General features: G+C 64.2%; 16 protein-coding genes and 1 pseudogene. 14 read left to right on the top strand and 3 right to left on the bottom strand.

Features of this window, described 5'->3' with window-relative positions; all coding sequences use genetic code 11:
• Positions 1–11: 11 nt before the first annotated feature.
• Together LPA35_RS05200 and LPA35_RS05205 are read right to left on the bottom strand one after the other, a co-directional pair.
• Positions 12–710 (bottom strand): sensor histidine kinase, encoded by a 699-nt coding sequence (locus LPA35_RS05200; protein ID WP_228895527.1) that lies wholly within the window; start codon positions 708–710, stop codon positions 12–14.
• Between the two features lie 199 nt (positions 711–909).
• Positions 910–1,653, bottom strand: a complete 744-nt coding sequence (locus LPA35_RS05205) for a response regulator transcription factor (protein WP_228895972.1) — start codon at positions 1,651–1,653, stop codon at positions 910–912.
• 568 nt (positions 1,654–2,221) lie between these two features.
• Between LPA35_RS05205 and LPA35_RS05210 the strand changes: the two genes are divergently transcribed.
• From LPA35_RS05210 to LPA35_RS05225, 4 genes are all read left to right on the top strand, one after another.
• Positions 2,222–2,695, top strand: coding sequence for a hypothetical protein (locus LPA35_RS05210; protein WP_228895530.1), 474 nt, complete (start codon positions 2,222–2,224; stop codon positions 2,693–2,695).
• A gap of 147 nt (positions 2,696–2,842) precedes the next feature.
• Entirely contained in the window at positions 2,843–3,277 is a 435-nt protein-coding gene (locus LPA35_RS05215) for a hypothetical protein (protein WP_228895532.1), read from the top strand.
• 40 nt (positions 3,278–3,317) lie between these two features.
• The gene (locus tag LPA35_RS05220; RefSeq protein WP_228895534.1) at positions 3,318–5,072 is read left to right on the top strand and encodes a DUF4384 domain-containing protein; all 1,755 of its coding nucleotides are present in this window, start codon (positions 3,318–3,320) and stop codon (positions 5,070–5,072) included.
• A 46-nt stretch (positions 5,073–5,118) separates the two neighbouring features.
• A complete protein-coding gene (locus tag LPA35_RS05225; protein WP_228895536.1) occupies positions 5,119–6,318 on the top strand; it encodes a hypothetical protein in 1,200 nt (399 codons plus the stop codon).
• 111 nt (positions 6,319–6,429) lie between these two features.
• On the opposite strand, the gene LPA35_RS05230 is transcribed toward LPA35_RS05225, so the two are convergent.
• A complete protein-coding gene (locus LPA35_RS05230) occupies positions 6,430–7,326 on the bottom strand; it encodes a LysR family transcriptional regulator (RefSeq protein ID WP_228895538.1) in 897 nt (298 codons plus the stop codon).
• A 479-nt stretch (positions 7,327–7,805) separates the two neighbouring features.
• On the opposite strand from LPA35_RS05230, the gene LPA35_RS05235 reads away from it, so the two are divergent.
• The 10 genes and pseudogenes from LPA35_RS05235 (at position 7,806) to LPA35_RS05280 (ending at position 16,818) form a co-directional block, all read left to right on the top strand.
• A complete protein-coding gene (locus LPA35_RS05235) occupies positions 7,806–8,648 on the top strand; it encodes a collagen-like protein (protein WP_199726989.1) in 843 nt (280 codons plus the stop codon).
• Positions 8,645–9,496 carry an aspartyl/asparaginyl beta-hydroxylase domain-containing protein gene (locus tag LPA35_RS05240; protein ID WP_228895540.1) on the top strand — a complete coding sequence of 284 codons (852 nt, stop codon included), beginning with the start codon at positions 8,645–8,647 and terminating at the stop codon, positions 9,494–9,496. Before LPA35_RS05235 ends, LPA35_RS05240 begins: the two co-directional genes overlap by 4 nt.
• On the top strand, positions 9,484–10,509 hold the full coding sequence (locus LPA35_RS05245) for a sulfotransferase (protein WP_228895542.1): 1,026 nt from the start codon (positions 9,484–9,486) through the stop codon (positions 10,507–10,509). Before LPA35_RS05240 ends, LPA35_RS05245 begins: the two co-directional genes overlap by 13 nt.
• Positions 10,506–11,696: an ABC transporter substrate-binding protein gene (locus LPA35_RS05250; protein WP_228895544.1), complete on the top strand. Its 1,191-nt coding sequence runs from the start codon at positions 10,506–10,508 to the stop codon at positions 11,694–11,696. Before LPA35_RS05245 ends, LPA35_RS05250 begins: the two co-directional genes overlap by 4 nt.
• 11 nt (positions 11,697–11,707) lie before the next feature.
• Positions 11,708–12,253 carry a phage tail protein gene (locus tag LPA35_RS05255; protein ID WP_228895547.1) on the top strand — a complete coding sequence of 182 codons (546 nt, stop codon included), beginning with the start codon at positions 11,708–11,710 and terminating at the stop codon, positions 12,251–12,253.
• 277 nt (positions 12,254–12,530) lie between these two features.
• A complete protein-coding gene (locus LPA35_RS05260) occupies positions 12,531–14,054 on the top strand; it encodes a CoA-acylating methylmalonate-semialdehyde dehydrogenase (RefSeq protein ID WP_055396084.1) in 1,524 nt (507 codons plus the stop codon).
• 168 nt (positions 14,055–14,222) lie between these two features.
• Positions 14,223–14,645, top strand: a complete 423-nt coding sequence (locus LPA35_RS05265; RefSeq protein WP_121506253.1) for a lysozyme inhibitor LprI family protein — start codon at positions 14,223–14,225, stop codon at positions 14,643–14,645.
• A 42-nt stretch (positions 14,646–14,687) separates the two neighbouring features.
• The gene (locus tag LPA35_RS05270) at positions 14,688–15,854 is read left to right on the top strand and encodes an acyl-CoA dehydrogenase family protein (protein ID WP_121420269.1); all 1,167 of its coding nucleotides are present in this window, start codon (positions 14,688–14,690) and stop codon (positions 15,852–15,854) included.
• Between the two features lie 72 nt (positions 15,855–15,926).
• On the top strand, positions 15,927–16,391 hold the full coding sequence (locus LPA35_RS05275; RefSeq protein ID WP_228895548.1) for a TfoX/Sxy family protein: 465 nt from the start codon (positions 15,927–15,929) through the stop codon (positions 16,389–16,391).
• 26 nt (positions 16,392–16,417) lie between these two features.
• Positions 16,418–16,818: pseudogene (locus LPA35_RS05280) on the top strand (DUF488 domain-containing protein).
• Positions 16,819–16,850 lie beyond the last annotated feature (32 nt).

Consider the following 16,850-nt stretch of genomic DNA (forward strand, 5'->3'; position numbering starts at 1 on the left):
TGCGTGGCGCTTCATGTTGCGCGTGCCCAGGGCACCACCACCAGGATGCAGGTGCCGCCGTGCTCGCCCTGGAGCACCTGCAAATCTCCACCCGCCAGCGTTGCCCTGTGCGCCATCCCTGCCATTCCTTTGCCAGTGGCCACCGTGCTTTGCGGCCCCGGCGGCTCCATACCCCGGCCGTTGTCGCGGATTTCCATGCACCAGGCCCCGGTGTCCAGGAGGTTCCTCGCGCGCACCTCGATCTCGGTGCCCTGCGCATGTTGCAGCGCATTGCTCAAGGCCTCCTGAACAATGGCTACGAGATGGGTCGTGCTCTCCGGGAGCGGAAAATCTGCACATGGGGGCGTTTCAACATCCCACAGCATGCGGATGCCGCGCTGCGCCAGCACAGGACAGATGCGGTATCTCAGCTGCGCCAGGCGATCCGCCAGCGGTGCGTCCGCACTGTCCATGGAATCCACGATCAACCGCAGGTCGAGCAGGCACTTTTCCAGCGCCGCATGAAGCGCGGGCTCGCGGAGCTTCGAAGATTCCAGCAAGACCAGGGCGCAGACCAGTTGGGCGCCCAGGTTGTCATGCAGATCCCTGGCGATTCGCCGCCGCTCGGCGAGGACCTCCATACTGGGCCGCGGGCTGAGCCGGGGGCGCCACTGCAAGGCCCTGGGCAGTTGCACCAGCAGCATTGCACCAAGCCCCATGGTCGCGCCCACCACAGCCATCTCCCACCACCGCTGCATTGACGAACTTACGGACCCGATCCAGTGAAATGCCACGGCAATCAGTGCCATCTGTAGTAGCCAGATACCAACGCAAACGACGGCAAACCATGGTGGGCGGGTGCGAAACATAAGGGCATCTGCCTTTCCGGGACCTGCACATGTACAGCGGCTCCCCCCCAATGAACGCTCGCTAAAACAGTCCCCGCAGCGAGGCAAAACGCACCGCTTGCGCGCGCGTGCGCACCTGCAGCTTGCGGTAAATGTTGCGCAGATGGGTGTTGACTGTCATGCCGCTGATCAGCAGGCGCGAGCCCACTTCGGCGCTGGTGTAGCCGCTGGCCACCATGCGCAGGATTTCTTTTTCGCGCTCAGACAGGCGCTCTGCCTCGTCGGGTTGTCGCCGCTTGGTCTCGGCGCCGTGGATGCGGTCAAAACGCTGCAGCAGCCTGCGGGCCAGGTTAGGCGTGATGGATGCGCCACCGTTGGCCACCTGCAGCACCGCCATCGAATAGTTGCGAAACCACGAGTTCTTGGCCACGTAGCCTGCAGCTCCCAGTTCGAATGCGCGCATGACCTGCTCGTCGTTTTCCATGACCGAAATGACCACGGCCTGCGCAGAAGGCCGCGCCGACTTGAGGAGCCCCAGCAAATCAAAGGCATCGCCATCGCCGAGATTGAGGTCCACCAGCAGCACATCAAAATCATGCTGCTTGATCGCTCTGCGCCCTTCCCGCACGCTGCCGGCCTGCGCAACGAGCAGGGTGCGGGGATCTGCCATCAGCTCCTGGGCGATGACAAGGCGGATATGCGGGTCGTCATCCACCAGAAGCACCCGCACCGGGCTGGCCTTTTGCCCCGTGAGAAAGGCAGGCCACACAGAAGGAGGGCTGTCAAAAGTGTCGAATTGCCCGGATGACCACAGCGGCGCTGGCATTGCATCTGCAAAGGGTAAGCAGGCCAACGCCGGCACGGGCGGGTTCGGAGAGTTGTCAGGCTGCCAGTTGCTCATCACTAGAAACTCCTGCGGACTTGGTCCATTGCGACTCAATGACGGTTTTCGCTGCTGTATCTCTGTACGAGGCTCCAAAGCCGACGCGGCTTTCAATTCCATTTTTTCCGCGCGCCACCCCAAGGGGCTGCGGCGCATCAAGATGCGGCAAAAAAAGATTGAAATCTATAACTAATTGTGAACTTCACAAACTTCACAAATGGTTACTACCTGAAATTCAGCGCTCGTTCCCCGCTTTTTCCTATGCGCAGCAGTGCGCACCTTTGACCGTGGCAGAGGAAGCAAAGTGAACGCAAGAAGCGGGTCGCTCCATCGATTGAGGTAGCCCGCCCAGCGTATTTGCGGCCGACACATCCAGGAACACACTGAAACCAGACAGCGCCACACGGCCATCGCCCCCTTCCGGGCACTGACCAGACAGCCTGTCCAGCCCTGCATCGCAGATTCGCTGCGGTTGCAGCATGTGTCGAAGTTCATCCTTGAAGGATCTGTCATGAAAACCCTTGCTTTCATCGCACTCAGCGCCGTTGCCACTGCCGCCCTGGCCACCGGTCCCGTAGCTTCCAGCCCGGAAATCACCATCACCGGGAACTCCACCCAGTCTGTGTCCCTGACTTCGGTGTCGGTGAACAACAACTCGACAGGCGCAAAGAGTGAAGCGTTCCAGAACCTCGCTTCCAACACAGGCAACGTCACCATCAGCGGCAACTCGGTCCAGACCGTGACCGGTTTCGGCGGAAGTCTGACCAACACCGCCAGCGGCAGCGAAGCCTATGCCAGCCAGAACCTCTCCTCCAACGTTGGAGGGGTCACCATCGGCGGCAATTCCAACCAGTTCACCGCCATGATCAATTCGTCGGTCAACAACCTGTCCAGCGGCAGCAACAGCAAGGCCGTGCAGAACATTGCCTCGAACAATGCCTGCTTCACCTGCCAGCCCACCAAGACAGTTGGCTGGCCCCACTGAGAGCGCCGCCACTGCGGCACACAACGGCCGATGGCGGCCTGGGTCCGGGCCGCGCGCAGCTGCCCGGACGTGTTTGCCAAGGAGCGCACTGGCATGGCTGCATTGGCAGCCCGGGTGCGGTCCTTTCCCCTTTCCAGGAGGTGTTCCATGAGCACACGTTTTTTTGCACACTGGGCGACATGGGCAGCCGCCTTCGCAGCCGTGCTTTTTGCGGTCCCGGCGGGGGCCCAGGCCCCCGGCGAAGACCCGGTCGTCCTCACCAAAAAGCTCACCATCCAGATGCAGCCCACAGGGGCGGCAGCGGCATCCACAGGCCTGGACAACGCCAGCACCATGCCGTCGTGGCTGCGCGCCCGCATTGCACGCTATGAGGCCAAGGCTTTCTCCGACGACCCGGGCGGCGTTCTGACCAACAACGACGTCGTCACCACCGCCAACGCGCAAGGCATGCAAAAGACCTGCGTTCAGGAGGTGGGCAGCAACACCGTATCGGGCGCCGCAACGGGCACAGGTAAATATGGCCCAAACCAAGCCCCCCAGGTGGTGGTGCTGCGGGGCGATCTCGTCAACATCTGCAAGTAACACGTTCTGCCCTGCAGTTCCTGCAGCGAGGAGAGACAACATGCCGCCCATCGCACTCGGCCAGGCCCGTGCCGACAAGCACACCCAAGCAGGTCCCCACCACGCAACGCTGTGGGTGTTGCTGCTGGCGCTGGTGCTTGGCGGCTGTGCCACCCCCCGGGACCCGCGCAAGGACCAGGAGTTTCAAAGCCTGGCCTCCATCACCGACCGGCCCGTGGTGCGCCCTACCCGCTCCATCTCCAGCTTTTCCGATTCGCTGATGTGCATGGACCACCTGCTGCGCGACGCACAGCTGCCGACCACGCTCATCACCAGCAAGCAGATCCCCGACTACTCCACCCGCGTGACCGTGGCCACCAAGGACATGGTGATCACCGCGCTGTCGCAGATGTCGCGCCTGAGCAATGCGTTCCGCTTCGTCGACTACGAGGTGGACATTGCGCGCCAGGACACGGTGCAGAACCTCACGACGATCCTGCTCAACAACAACCAGATGCAGCTGCAGCGGCCCGCGCTGTACCTGTCGGGCTCGATCTCGTACGTGGACCAGAACGTCATCAACAACCGGTTCGATACAGGGCTTTCCGGACCGCGGATCGACCTGGGCTACAGCCAGAGCCGCAACGCAACCATCATCGGGCTGGAGATGCACCTGGGCGACTTTCGCACCCGTACGCTGATCCCCGGGCTCGACTCGGCCAACGAAGTCATCATCGGCAACGGCGGCCAAGGCGTTGATCTGGCCGGGCGCATCGGCACCTACGGAGTCCAGTTCAATGTGGGGCGCGACTACACCCAGGGATCGGGCGGCGCCGTGCGGACCCTGGTGGATCTGGCCACCATCGAGCTCGTCGGCAAATGGGCCCGCGTGCCGTACTGGCAGTGCCTGACGCTGGAGCAAAACCACCCCGATTTCCAGCGGCAGCTGCGTGACTGGTTTGACGAGGGCTCGCCTGCAGTGCGCACGCAGTTGGTGGCGCGCTCGCTCGCCAGCCAGGGGTATCTGGCGCCCAGCGCTACACCGCTGCCCGACAACAGCCCTCTATTGCGCAGGGCGCTGGCGCGCTTTCAGGCCGACAACGGCATGGTGGTGACAGGGGTGGTGGACTTCCCCACCTACGAACGCGCGTTGCGCAACTTTGTGGGACTTTCGGCCCAGGGCACGCTGGCCCGCATTGGCTGGGCCAGCACCCATGCTGAGCCCTTGGCACAGGCCGCCGAAGGGCAGGCAGGGCCAGATGCTTTGGACGATGTGGTGACAAGCACGCAAAGTGCGGTGAAGTATGGCGCCACACCGCCCGAGCGCACCATCAACCTGCAGATCGAGAATGTGCTGCTGGAGCGCACAGCCTTCGAAGTGGGCGAGCAGATCTTCCTGTCCGCCACGGTGTCACGGGCCTCCTATTTGCAGTGCTATCTGGCTGATGCGACCGGAACCGTCATACGCCTGCTGCCCAATCAGGCACACCCTACAGGATGGGTATCTGCCAACCAGGCAATCCGCATCCCCGACTGGATGAGCCCCAACCCCGGTTTCATCATGGATGCGGCCAGCCCCGGCACCGAAGGTGTCGCCTGCTTTGCCACCGACGAAGACAGCACGCCCCGGCTGCCGGAGGCGCTGCGTGGCCCGCCGCTCAAGCCCCTCAAGAACTACCACGCACTGGAGCGGCTGAACGAAGCCTTTGCGGCGGCCTGGGGCGCTGGGGGATACACGGGCAACGCGGTGTACTGGAACGTGGTGCCCCGCAGGGTGGTACCGCCCGCCCCCGCACAACCCGCTGTGCGCAAGTAAGGACCGGCCCGCAAAGCCAGACCATCCAGCGCCGCGCAAGCCAGCCATGATCGCCCTGCCCCTCACCCGCCGCCGCTTCAACTGCGGCCATGTGGCCCATGCACTGGCAGCGGTCGGCACAGCCTTTCTGGGCCTGGCCTTGCCGGCCCTGGGGTCCGTGCATGCACTGCCCTCACCTGCCGAAGCCCCCATCGAACGTTCCTCCCTGCATGCAGCATCGCCACGCGCACCGGGGCCTGACCATCCTGACCGGGAGAAAAAGTTGCAGACACTTCGCCGCACAGCGCAAGGCGATGGGGCGGCCATGCGCAAACAGCGCCCCTCCGCGGTCCGTGTGACCTCCGACATGACCCCTGCCGATGCGGCCTGGTTGCTGGGCTTGCTGGCGCTGCATGGCCTGGCCATGCCCGCAGACCCGCCACAAGCCCAGCATTGGTTCGAGCGCGCGCAAATGCTGGGCCACCCACTGGCACCTGCCGGCCTGGCGTGGTGCCAGCTCAGCGGCTGTGTTGCAGCGCCCAACCCGGTCGCGGCCATGCACTGGATCGCTCTGGTGCGCCGTACAGAGCCTGGCCTGGCCAAGTACCTGCAATGGCATGCCGCCAAGGCACTGGCCCCCATGGACGAGCCCCGTGCCGCAGCACCGGCGCGGGACGCAGGCGCGTTGGCCCCGCCCCCATCGAGCCCCACCCTGCTGAAGCTGCTGACCGAGGCCAGCCGCGCGGGCAATGCACAGGCCAGAAACGAGCTCGGGTTGGAATACCTGGCGGCAGGCGACTTCGAAAAAGCGCTGGCCCAGTTCCAGTCGGCGTCCACACGGTCTGAAGCCGCGGCAGCGAACGCCAGCCTGCTGACCAGCCGCATCCAAAGCGGACCCGCCGGGGGCGCACGGTCCGCACGCTACAGCGCAGCAGACTGGTACATCGAAGCCCGAAGGTATCACCAGGGCGATGGCGTTCCGGCCAACTACACCGAAGCCGTGCGCCTGTACCAGATCGCTGCCAGCAGCGGCGATCCCCAGGCGCGCCGGATGCTGGCGCTGATCTTCTCCCGCCCCGCGCCCGACGGCACCGTGGACGTCACCTGGATGCAGCAACTGGCCGCCATCGACATGGGTCCAGGCGGCGGCCTGCCCGCAGGCACTGCCCAGGCCGTGGCGCCCCAGGGCTGGCAGCGGGACCCCAGCCCTTTGTATGAATGGGTTCCAGCAGAGTGGAGAACCTCCGCCACAGCAACCCGGCGCTGATCGGCCCCGGCGCCAGCGGGATGAACACGGCTTTGGTGGGCAAAAAATGAATAAAAACAGGCCCTGGCGCTTGTAGATAAAGCGCAAAACGCTATTATTTATATAGCAAATTCAAACAACTTGTGGCAACAAGAGCCCCTGCTGCGCTGCCACGGCTTCGCGCAAGAACGCCCATGTGGCCTGCATGCGTGCAACGTGTTTGTTCTCTGCAGGCATCGACATCCAGAACGTTCGCTGAAACCGCGCCAGCCCAGGCAGCACGGGGATCAACGACGGGTCCTGCGCCGCCACGAACGCAGGCAGCACCGCAAGCCCAGCGCCGGCACGCGCCGCCTCGTACTGCGCCAGGATGCTGGTGCTGCGCAGCACAAAATGCGCCGGGCGGTGCAGCTCGTCCAGGATCTGCAGTTCCTTGCTGAACAGCAGGTCATCCACGTAGCTGATGAAGGTGTGGCCGCGCAAATCATCGGCCGTATGGATGGGCGCATGACCCGCCAAGTAGTTGCGCGCACCGTACAGCTGCAGCACATAGTCAGTGAGCTTGACCACCAGCACCGCCCCGCGCGCCGGGCGCTCCAGCGAGATCACGATGTCCGCCTCGCGCCGCGACAGGTGCACCAGCCGGGGCAGCGCCAGCAGGTCCACCACCAGGCCCGGGTGGCCCAGCGCAAAGCGGGCCAGTTGGGGCGCCAGGATCAAATTGCCAAAACCTTCGGTGGTGCCAATGCGCACCAGGCCGTGCAGGCCCTGGCGCACACCCGGGGCCGCGCTCTCGACCGCAAGAAAGGCCGTCTCCATCGCCTCCACCTTGGGCATCAGCTGCCGCCCGGCCTCGGTCAGCCGGTGGCCGCCTGCTTCACGGGCAAACAGGGCCGAGCCGACCTGCTTTTCCAGCGCCTGCAACCGGCGCGACACAGTGGTGTGCTCCACCCCAAGGCGGCGGGCGGCGCCTGCCAGCGTGCCAGCGCGCGCCAGCTCCAGAAAATAGCGGAAATGGTCCCAATCCATGGCCCGATTGTGGCGCTCCGCGCAGAGATGGCGGAAGAACACCCGGCCCAGCGCCGCCGAAATCAGCCCGGCAGGGCCCACCAAGACCCACTGGATAGGTACGTCATGTCGCCACGTATCGTTTGATACATGTCATTTAACAATTTACACAGTATGCTTTCTATTGCACACTCCGCCCGCGCTGAAACCTGCACACAGAACAGGGCAGCGCACCGCAACCAGAGCCAAACGGGTCTACACACCCGCCATGGCGGCCAGCAACAGTTCAGCGCAAGGGAGAAAAGATGAACGCATTCGCGCAGCCTCCGGGGCTGTCTGCCGGCATGCCAATGCCGTGCAAGGGGTCCCACCGGCTCCCGCGCCTGTCCAGGGCGTTCACCTTCGCGGCCACGGGCCATTTGTCACCCCTCCCATCTTTTCGCACCACGGGGCCTGTCCTGCCCTGCTTTGCCCACCCGCATCCTTAGCCCTCAACCTCTATGAAACGCACCACTTTTCCCTATAAGTCGCTTTGGGCTGGTCCAGCCTGCCTGGCACTGGCCACTGTGTCCGTCCACGCTGCGGATATAAGTTTCACGCCCCCGGCAGGTGGTGGATTCGTGGTCAAGGGGCCGGGCAATACCGAGCGCCTGCGCGTACAAGACTCTGGCGAAGTGCGGGTTCCCAGTCTCTCGGGAACGGCCAATACCAATGCCAATGTGCTGTGTTTTGACGGCCCAACCGGGCGTCTGGGCCAATGTGCTCCCGGGGTCACCACCGGAGCGACGGGCGCCACCGGTGCAACAGGAGCAACAGGCCCGGCGGGCCTGACAGGGGCTACGGGCGCCACAGGCCCGGCGGGAGCGACAGGAGCCACGGGCAGCGCAGGTCCAACGGGTGCCACGGGCTCGGCCGGCGCTACAGGCGCTACCGGACCAGCGGGAACACCCGGCGCCCAAGGAACAGCAGGCCTTACCGGCGCCACGGGTGCCACCGGCTCGGTGGGCCCGGCAGGCGCCACAGGGGCCACCGGCCCCCAGGGTCCTGCAGGCAGCAACGCGATCACTGTCAATATTCGGCCAGCCACTGGCACAGGCACGGCAGACAGCTGCGCTGTGACCTCCTGCTGCAATGCGGGCGAGAAAGTCATCGGCGGCGGGTACGAAGGGGCCAGTGGCGCTGGGGGGATCGAAGCAGACGGTGTATATGTGGCGGCCAACCGCCCCGTCGAAGGCGGTGCTTGTGCGGCCGGGGTGCAGGGCTGGTCAGTCCGCCTGCTCAACTCCTACCGCGTTCCCGCTTTGACGACCGCCTGCAGTGCTTACGCCATCTGCACGCAATGACGTCTGCGGAATCATCGCTTGCTGAACTGCCACCACGGGGCCTGTGGGTGCAGGGCGCGCAGACAGCACGGCTGCCCTGGCGGTTTGACACCCCCGCCGCCCTGGCAGAGGTGAATGCGCTGCCGGCCTCCCTCTGGCGCACCCATTTCAATGAAGGCCGCCATGACGGGGGATGGCAGGCGCTGGCGCTGCGTGCTGCGCCCGAGGCACCTATCGATGTCGTTCCCGTGGATGTGGCTGCATCGCGCTATGCCGACACACCGGCCCTGGACCAATGCCCCACGCTGCGCGCCATGCTGGACACCATGGCATTGCCATGGAAGTCCGTGCGGCTGATGCAATTGCTGCCGGGCTGCGAGATCAAGGAGCACACCGACGCCGACCTCTGTGTGGGGCGTGGTGAGGCTCGCCTGCATGTGCCGCTGCAAACCGGCGAACGGGTGTTCTTCCATGTGGATGGCGAGCGCATTCCGCTGCGCGCTGGCGAATGCTGGTATGTGGATGTGTCGCGCCCGCACCGGGTGCGCAACCGTGGCACCCTGAGCCGAGTCCACCTGGTGGCCGACACCTCGGTGGACATGCGCTTGGTCGATGCCCTGCGCGCGAGCGACTGCGGTGACCCCCTGCCCGACGCGGATGACCCGTGGCGCCAGTTCATCCAGTTCCGCGACCTGGTGGGGACCAACGCTGACTACGCAGAGCGACTCAGCACCATCACCAACATGGCCGACTTCGTGCGCGAGTCGGTGGACATGGGGCAGGCCGCGGGCTTTCAATTTGACGCATCGGACGTGGAGTCGGCCATGAAGGCCGGGCGCCGCGCATGGACTGAGCAATGGGTACTGTGAACTTCAGCGGCTGGCGACCCATTCGCTTTTACATCGCACAGGGCCAGGTGATGGTGGACTGGGCTCGCCTGCTGGACGCGCCGCTGCGTGAACCGTTTTTCCAGCATGGCATCCAGAATCAGCTGAGGCACCCCTTCCACCTGGCGTTTCGGCGCCAGACGCCGCTTCACGACCTGCTGGCCTGGCATGAGCGATCCCCAGGTCTCGATCCTTCGCTCGTCATCTTCCATGTGTCGCGCTGCGGGTCCACCCTGATCACACAAACGCTGGCAGAAAGCCCCCACCACCTGCAACTGTCTGAGCCGGGCCCCGTGGACTTCCTGGTAAGACAGGCGCTGGCCAGTGGGCTGATCGACGAAGCCCAGGTGGTCCGTGCGTTGCGCGCGTGGACCAGCGCCTGGGCGCAACGCTGCGACAGCGCCAGCCCGCCGCTGCAGACAATGAGCCTCAAGCAGGACGCCTGGAACACCGACAAGGCAGCGCTGTTTGCAAAAGCCTGGCCCGATGCGCCTTGGGTCTTCCTCACCCGCGAGCCGCTCGCGGTGCTGGTGTCCCAGATGCGCGAGCGTGCGTTTTTTATGGTCCAAGGCGCGCTGGGCCATAACTTTGGTGGGGTCAACCCTGCCGAAATGCACGCCATGTCTGCCGAGCAGTATTGCGCCCAGATGCTTGGCAGTATTTACGCAGCCATGGCGCAGCAATTCGACCCCACACGCGCGCTGTTGCTCGACTACGCCCAGTTGCCCGATGCCATCGAAACACAGGTGCTCCCCCACATGCGCTGGCAGGTCTCGCACGCGGATCGCGAAAGAATGCGCGAGCGCGCCACACGGCATGGCAAGCAACCCCACGAAGTCTTTGAACCAGATACACACACCAAACACAGCATGGCAAGCGACCTTCTCCAATCCTTGACTGCGCAGTGGATCGCACCTCACTACGAGAGGCTCCACGCCAAGCGGCGCAGCCACCCTGCGGCAGTTACCACCCAGTCTGAGGAAGCACTGCAATGATCGCGGCACTGCATCGACGTCATTTTCTGGCCACCGGCGGGGCTGCAGCGGCCACCGGCGTTCAGGCTTCCACCCCGCTCCTGAACTCCCTGGGCACAGCAAACCCACGCTGGCGCATCTTGGCCATCGCCCCCAGCTCTGCAAAACTGCCGGAGCTGACCCGTGACTACCAGCAAGGTGTGGAGTTGGGGCTGGCCCAGGCCGGAGCCTCGTCCCAAGTCGCCCTGACCTGGCTGACTGCAGGCTTGCTGCCATCAGCGCCTGCCAAGGCAGTGGGTGCGGCGCTTCAAGCCAGGCCGTTTGACGCGGTGATGGGATGGATGCCTCCCGCGCTGGCAAACAAGGTGTCGCCCTTGACAGAGTCGGCAGGCGTGCCACTGTGGATCAGCGACACGGGCGCAGACATGGTTTCGCAGTCTGATACCCACCCGCTGACGGTTCGCCACAGCCTGGAACTTTGTGCCATGGCCACAGCCCTCGCCGACCGGGTGTACGCGCAATGCGGCCCGCGCGCCTTTCTCAGCATGGGGCGGCACGAGTCGGGCTTTGACTTCCTGCAGTCTTTTCAGCAACGCTGGCAGGCGTTGGGTGGGAAGGTGGTGGGCCGCCACATTGCCGACATGCCGAACAACGCTTCCGAATTTGGGGGCCTGAAGCAGTCCATCATTTCGCACCAGCCCGATGCGGTGATTGCACTGTATTCGGGCCCCCAGTCGCAGCGCTTTGCGCAATGGTGGCAAAAGCACTCTGCAGCGCTGCGCACCGATCTGGCGGGCTTGCCGTGGCTGTCTGAACACAACCCAGGTTTACATGCACACACGATTGCGACTTGGCCCCAGGCCGAATCGGCCGACGCAGGCTGGAAGGCCCGCTTGGCCCAAGCGGGCCTGGGCTGGACGGCCGCTGCACTGCTGGGTGCCGAGGCGGGCGCCACCCTGGGAACGGCCGTGGTTGCTGCTCCCCTGGGCACCCACATGCGCGACCTTTGGGCCGACCTGCACCACACCCCCCTTGTAGGCCCCCGCGGGGAGCGCCAATGGGTGAATGCAGGCACCGACAGCGCAGGCCCCCTGTGGGAAAACACCTTCCTGGGCGTCAGCGCCCGACGACAACACCCTACCTCACACCCCACACCAGCAGCAGCCGTTGCACAACGCGGCTGGACCACTGGCTATCTTTTGACTTAAGGAGTACACCTATGTCCAATCCGTTTATCGGTGAAATACGAATGTTCGGAGGCACCTTTGCCCCCAACGGCTGGGCGTTTTGCAATGGCCAGATTCTCTCCATTGCCCAAAACACTGCATTGTTTTCCCTGCTTGGCACCACCTATGGCGGCAACGGATCAACCACCTTTGCTTTGCCCGATCTGCGAGGTCGAGTTCCCATGGGCCAAGGTTCGGGTCCGGGGCTTTCATTTCGCAGCTTGGGTGAGGTTAGTGGCGCTGAAAATGTCACGTTGCTCTCCACAAATTTACCGGCACACACGCACACCGTGTCTCTCTCTTCACCCGCAACAACCACGCTTGGCACGCTCATGGAACCCGGTCCAGGTAACGTACCGGCAGCGTCCAACCAGCGCAATGCGCAGTACGCGCCCAGTGCCAGCGCCAATACGCAACTTCCGGTGAGCAATGGCAACACCGGAAGCGCTGGAAACAACTCGCCTGTTTCCGTGATGCAACCGTCTCTGGCTGTTAGCTTCATCATCGCTTTGCAAGGCATTTTTCCCTCCAGAAATTGAGTGCTCCGCGCTGCGCGCATCAGGAAAAGGGGCAGGCCGCAGGGCCTGCCCCTTTTTTTCTGAAGGCGGGCCCTCCCGTCGATGGGGTGAAGCGCAAGCTCCAAAGGCTTCCCCTTCATCTGGAAGCCCATGAACTGAAGGGCGAAGGTGCAAGGCAAACAATGTGCGTAAAAGCACATTCAAATTGCAAATTGACGCATTGCAATTACATATTTGCACGCATACCATGCGCAGGTTGGCCCGATTGCAGGCCCTTCACCACCCCGGAGACAAACCCATGAACGCACCCACCAACGTGGCCGCACTGGCCCCCACCGTCAAGCTGCTGATCGGCGGCCAGTTCGTCGAATCCAAGACCACTGAATGGCGCGACGTGGTCAACCCCGCCACGCAAGAGGTGCTGGCCCGCGTGCCGTTTGCCACCGCTGAAGAAATCGACGCCGCCGTGGCCTCGGCCAAGGAAGCGTTCAAGACCTGGAAGAAGACGCCCATCGGCACCCGCGCCCGCATCTTCCTCAAGTACCAGCAGCTTATCCGCGAGAACATGGCCGAGCTGGCCGCGATCCTGACGGCAGAACAAGGCAAGACCTTGCCGGACGCCGAAGGTGATGTGTTCCGTGGCCTCGAAGTGGTCGAACACGCTGCCAGCATCGGCAACTTGCAACTGGGCGAGCTGGCCAACAACGTGGCCGGTGGTGTCGATACCTACACCCTGCTGCAGCCGCTGGGCGTGTGCGCAGGCATCACCCCCTTCAACTTCCCAGCCATGATTCCGCTGTGGATGTTCCCGATGGCGATTGCCACGGGCAACACCTTTGTGCTGAAGCCTTCGGAGCAAGACCCCATGGTCACCATGCGCCTGGTGGAGCTGGCGCTCGAAGCAGGCATTCCACCCGGCGTGCTCAACGTGATCCACGGCGGCGAAATGGCCGTGAACGCGATCTGCGACCACAAGGACATCAAGGCCGTGTCGTTCGTGGGCTCCACCAAGGTGGGCACCCATGTGTACAACCGCGCCACCCTGGCCGGCAAGCGCGCGCAATGCATGATGGGCGCCAAGAACCACGCCATCATCCTGCCCGACGCGAACAAGGAACAAACGCTCAACGCGATTGCCGGTGCCTCGTTTGGCGCCGCTGGCCAGCGCTGCATGGCCCTGCCCGTGGTGGTGCTGGTGGGCGAGGCGCAAAAGTGGATTCCCGAGCTGGTGGCCAAGGCCAAGACGCTCAAGGTCAACGGCGGCACCGAAAAGGGCACCGATGTGGGCCCGCTGGTGTCCTGCGCCGCCCTCGCCCGCGTGGAAGGCCTGATCGAGCGCGGCATTGCCGACGGCGCCACGCTGGAGCTCGATGGCCGCAAGCCCGTGGTGCCCGGCTATGAAAAGGGCAACTTCGTGGGCCCCACGATCTTCTCGAACGTGAAGCCCGGCATGGCCATCTACGACCAGGAAATCTTTGGCCCCGTGCTGGCCCTGGTGCCCGCCGCAGACATCGACGAAGCCATCGAATTCATCAACGCCAACCCTAACGGCAATGGCACTGCCATCTTCACCCAGTCGGGTGCGGCAGCGCGCAAGTTCCAGGAAGAGATCGACGTGGGCCAGGTCGGCATCAACGTGCCAATCCCCGTGCCAGTGCCGCTGTTCTCGTTCACCGGCTCGCGCGCTTCCAAGCTGGGTGACCTGGGCCCCTACGGCAAGCAGGTCGTCATGTTCTACACACAGACCAAGACGGTGACGGCACGCTGGTTTGATGACAGCACGGTGAGCCAGGGCGTCAACACCACAATTAGCCTGAAATAACAGCCCTGAGCGGCTGCGCCGCTTCCCCCTTTTTTCTCTGCATCGCTGCGCGATGCGGAAAGGGGGACGCCACCCGTGCCTGAACCGTGAGATGGCGGCCCTTGCACGGTGGCACTGGCATTGGGCCGCGCCGGTTTCGACTGCATTGGTCGGTGGTAAAAGCAGGACATGCAAATTTTCAAACTGAAGAATTGGGTGTCAACGGTGGCTGTAATCGCGGGCACCGTGGGTGCGTTGTTGCTGAGCCCCAGCGTGCACGCCCAGGCAGGCGCAGCATGCCGCGACGCCGGGAGTCTGGAAGAGACCAACGCGTGCGCGGTCAAGGCCTACCAGGTCGCGGACACGCAGATCGCCATCCTCTACGGTGATGTGATGCGCGCCCTGTCGGCCCATGAACGCCCCCAGCTGCGCCAGGAGCACACCAACTGGCAGCGCGACCGCATCACGCGCTGCAAGCAGGCCACACGCGCCAGTGAGTCAGAACCCGAGTGGCCGCGCCTGTACCACGACTGCCTCACCGCAGAGACCGAGAACCGCCGCAGAGGCCTGATGCGCTGGCTGACGCTGGACCATCCGTCTGCCAAGCCTTAAAAACTCCACCCCAGAACAACAAGAACCAACGAGACAAGCAGTATGGACTTTGAACTCACCGAAGAACAACGCGCCTTTGCCCAGACGGCCCGCGACTTTGCACAAGCTGAGTTCGCACCCCACGCCGCGCACTGGGACGAAGAAGGCATCTTCCCGAAAGAAGCCATCGCCAAGGCGGGCGAGCTGGGCTTTTGTGGCCTGTACGCACCCGAAGCCGCCGGTGGCCTCGCCCTGCCCCGGCTGGATGCCACCCTGGTCTTTGAAGAAATGGCCGCCGTCGACCCCAGCACCACCGCCTTCATCACCATCCACAACATGGCCACCTGGATGTTGGGCACCTGGGCCACGCCCGCCGTGCGCGACCACTGGGGCCCGCTGCTCACCACAGGCGAAAAGCTCGCGTCGTACTGCCTGACCGAGCCCGGCGCAGGCTCCGACGCCGCCTCGCTCAAGACCCGCGCCGAGCTGGTGGGCAACGAATACGTCATCAACGGCAGCAAGGCCTTCATCAGCGGTGCAGGCAGCACCGACGTGCTGGTGCTCATGGCCCGCACGGGCGATGCGCAGTCTGGCGCCAGCGGCATCAGCGCCTTTGCCGTGCCCGCCGATACGCCCGGCATCAGCTACGGCAAAAAGGAACAGAAGATGGGCTGGAACAGCCAGCCCACGCGCACCATCAGTTTTGACAACGTGCGCATCCCTGCCGACCACCTGCTGGGCCGCGAGGGCGAAGGCTTCAAGATCGCCATGAAGGGCCTGGACGGTGGCCGCATCAACATCGCCACCTGCTCCGTGGGCGCTGCGCAAGGCGCGCTCAACGCCGCCCAGCAATACATGCAAGACCGCAAGCAGTTCGGCAAGCCCATCGCCAGCTTCCAAGCCCTGCAGTTCAAGCTGGCCGACATGGCAACGGAACTCGTCGCAGCCCGCCAGATGGTGCGCCTGGCCGCCAGCAAGCTCGACGCCGGTGCGCGCGACGCATCCACCTACTGCGCCATGGCCAAGCGTTTTGCCACCGACGCAGGCTTTACCGTCATCAACGACGCCCTACAACTGCACGGCGGCTACGGCTACATCCGCGAATACCCGCTGGAGCGCCTGCTGCGCGACGCGCGTGTGCACCAGATCCTGGAAGGCACCAACGAAATCATGCGGGTCATCATTGCGCGGCGCATGCTGGATGGGGATGCGACGGAGGTGATTCGCTGAGCGCTTACTCCTGTTTTCATAGCTACTAGCGCTTATCCAACGGGCGGTAGCAGCACATTTGGATCAGAACCCATGCCCGCCCGCCCCCTCTCCGACGAAACCCTGCACCTGATCGACGCCGTGCGCACGGCGCTCGCGCACCGCAGCGACGTGGAAGAACGGACCATGTTCGGCTGCTACTGCTTCTTTGTGGACGGCAAGTTGTGCATTGGCATCAAAGGTGAAGAGCTGCTGGTGCGCCTGCCACCCGAGCGCCACGGCGAACTGCAAGAGATGCAGAACACCCGCGAACTATCGCCCGGCGGCGGCATGCAGGGCTACTTCTGGGTGGAGCCCAACGGCTACACCACCCGCGCGCAGTGGAACTACTGGGTCGAAGAAGCCCTGGCTTACAACCCGCTGGCCAAGGCCTCTCCACGCAAGAAGAAAACAACCAACACCCCGGCTGCAGCGAAGAAAGCACCCGCTAGCACCGGCACCAAGCCGAAGACAAAAGCCGCCGCGAAGAAGCACAGCATCTTCGAAGCCGACGACTGACTCGCCCCCTACCGGAGCCCACTACCATGCCCCTTCGCATCGTCCGTCTCGGCACCCCGCGCGCCGCCGGGGAAGGCACCCGCATCGGCACCGTGCGCGCCCGCCGCGTGGCGTGCCCAAGGCCGAGTTCGCTAGCCGCGACTACTACGACGTGTGGTACCCCCTGCTCTCCCCCAGTGCCGACCTCATGGCCCAGGGCCAGCAGGTGCCCACCGGCCAAGAAGGCGACAAGGCGTGGGAGGCCTTCGCCAAACAGTTCCGCAAAGAACTGGCCCAGCCCGAGGCCAGCCGCACGCTCGATCTGCTGGCCGCGCTGTCGCACCACAGCGCCATGTCGCTGGGCTGCTACTGCGAGGACGAAGCCCGCTGCCACCGCTCGGTGCTGCGCGCCGAGCTGGCAAGCCGTGGGGCCGACATCAGCCCCTAGATTTCAAGCTTTTTAGGCCGCTACCGCTCTAT

Source organism: Acidovorax sp. Leaf73 (genome assembly GCF_916855635.1).
Taxonomy (GTDB): Bacteria; Pseudomonadota; Gammaproteobacteria; order Burkholderiales; family Burkholderiaceae_C; genus Acidovorax; species Acidovorax facilis.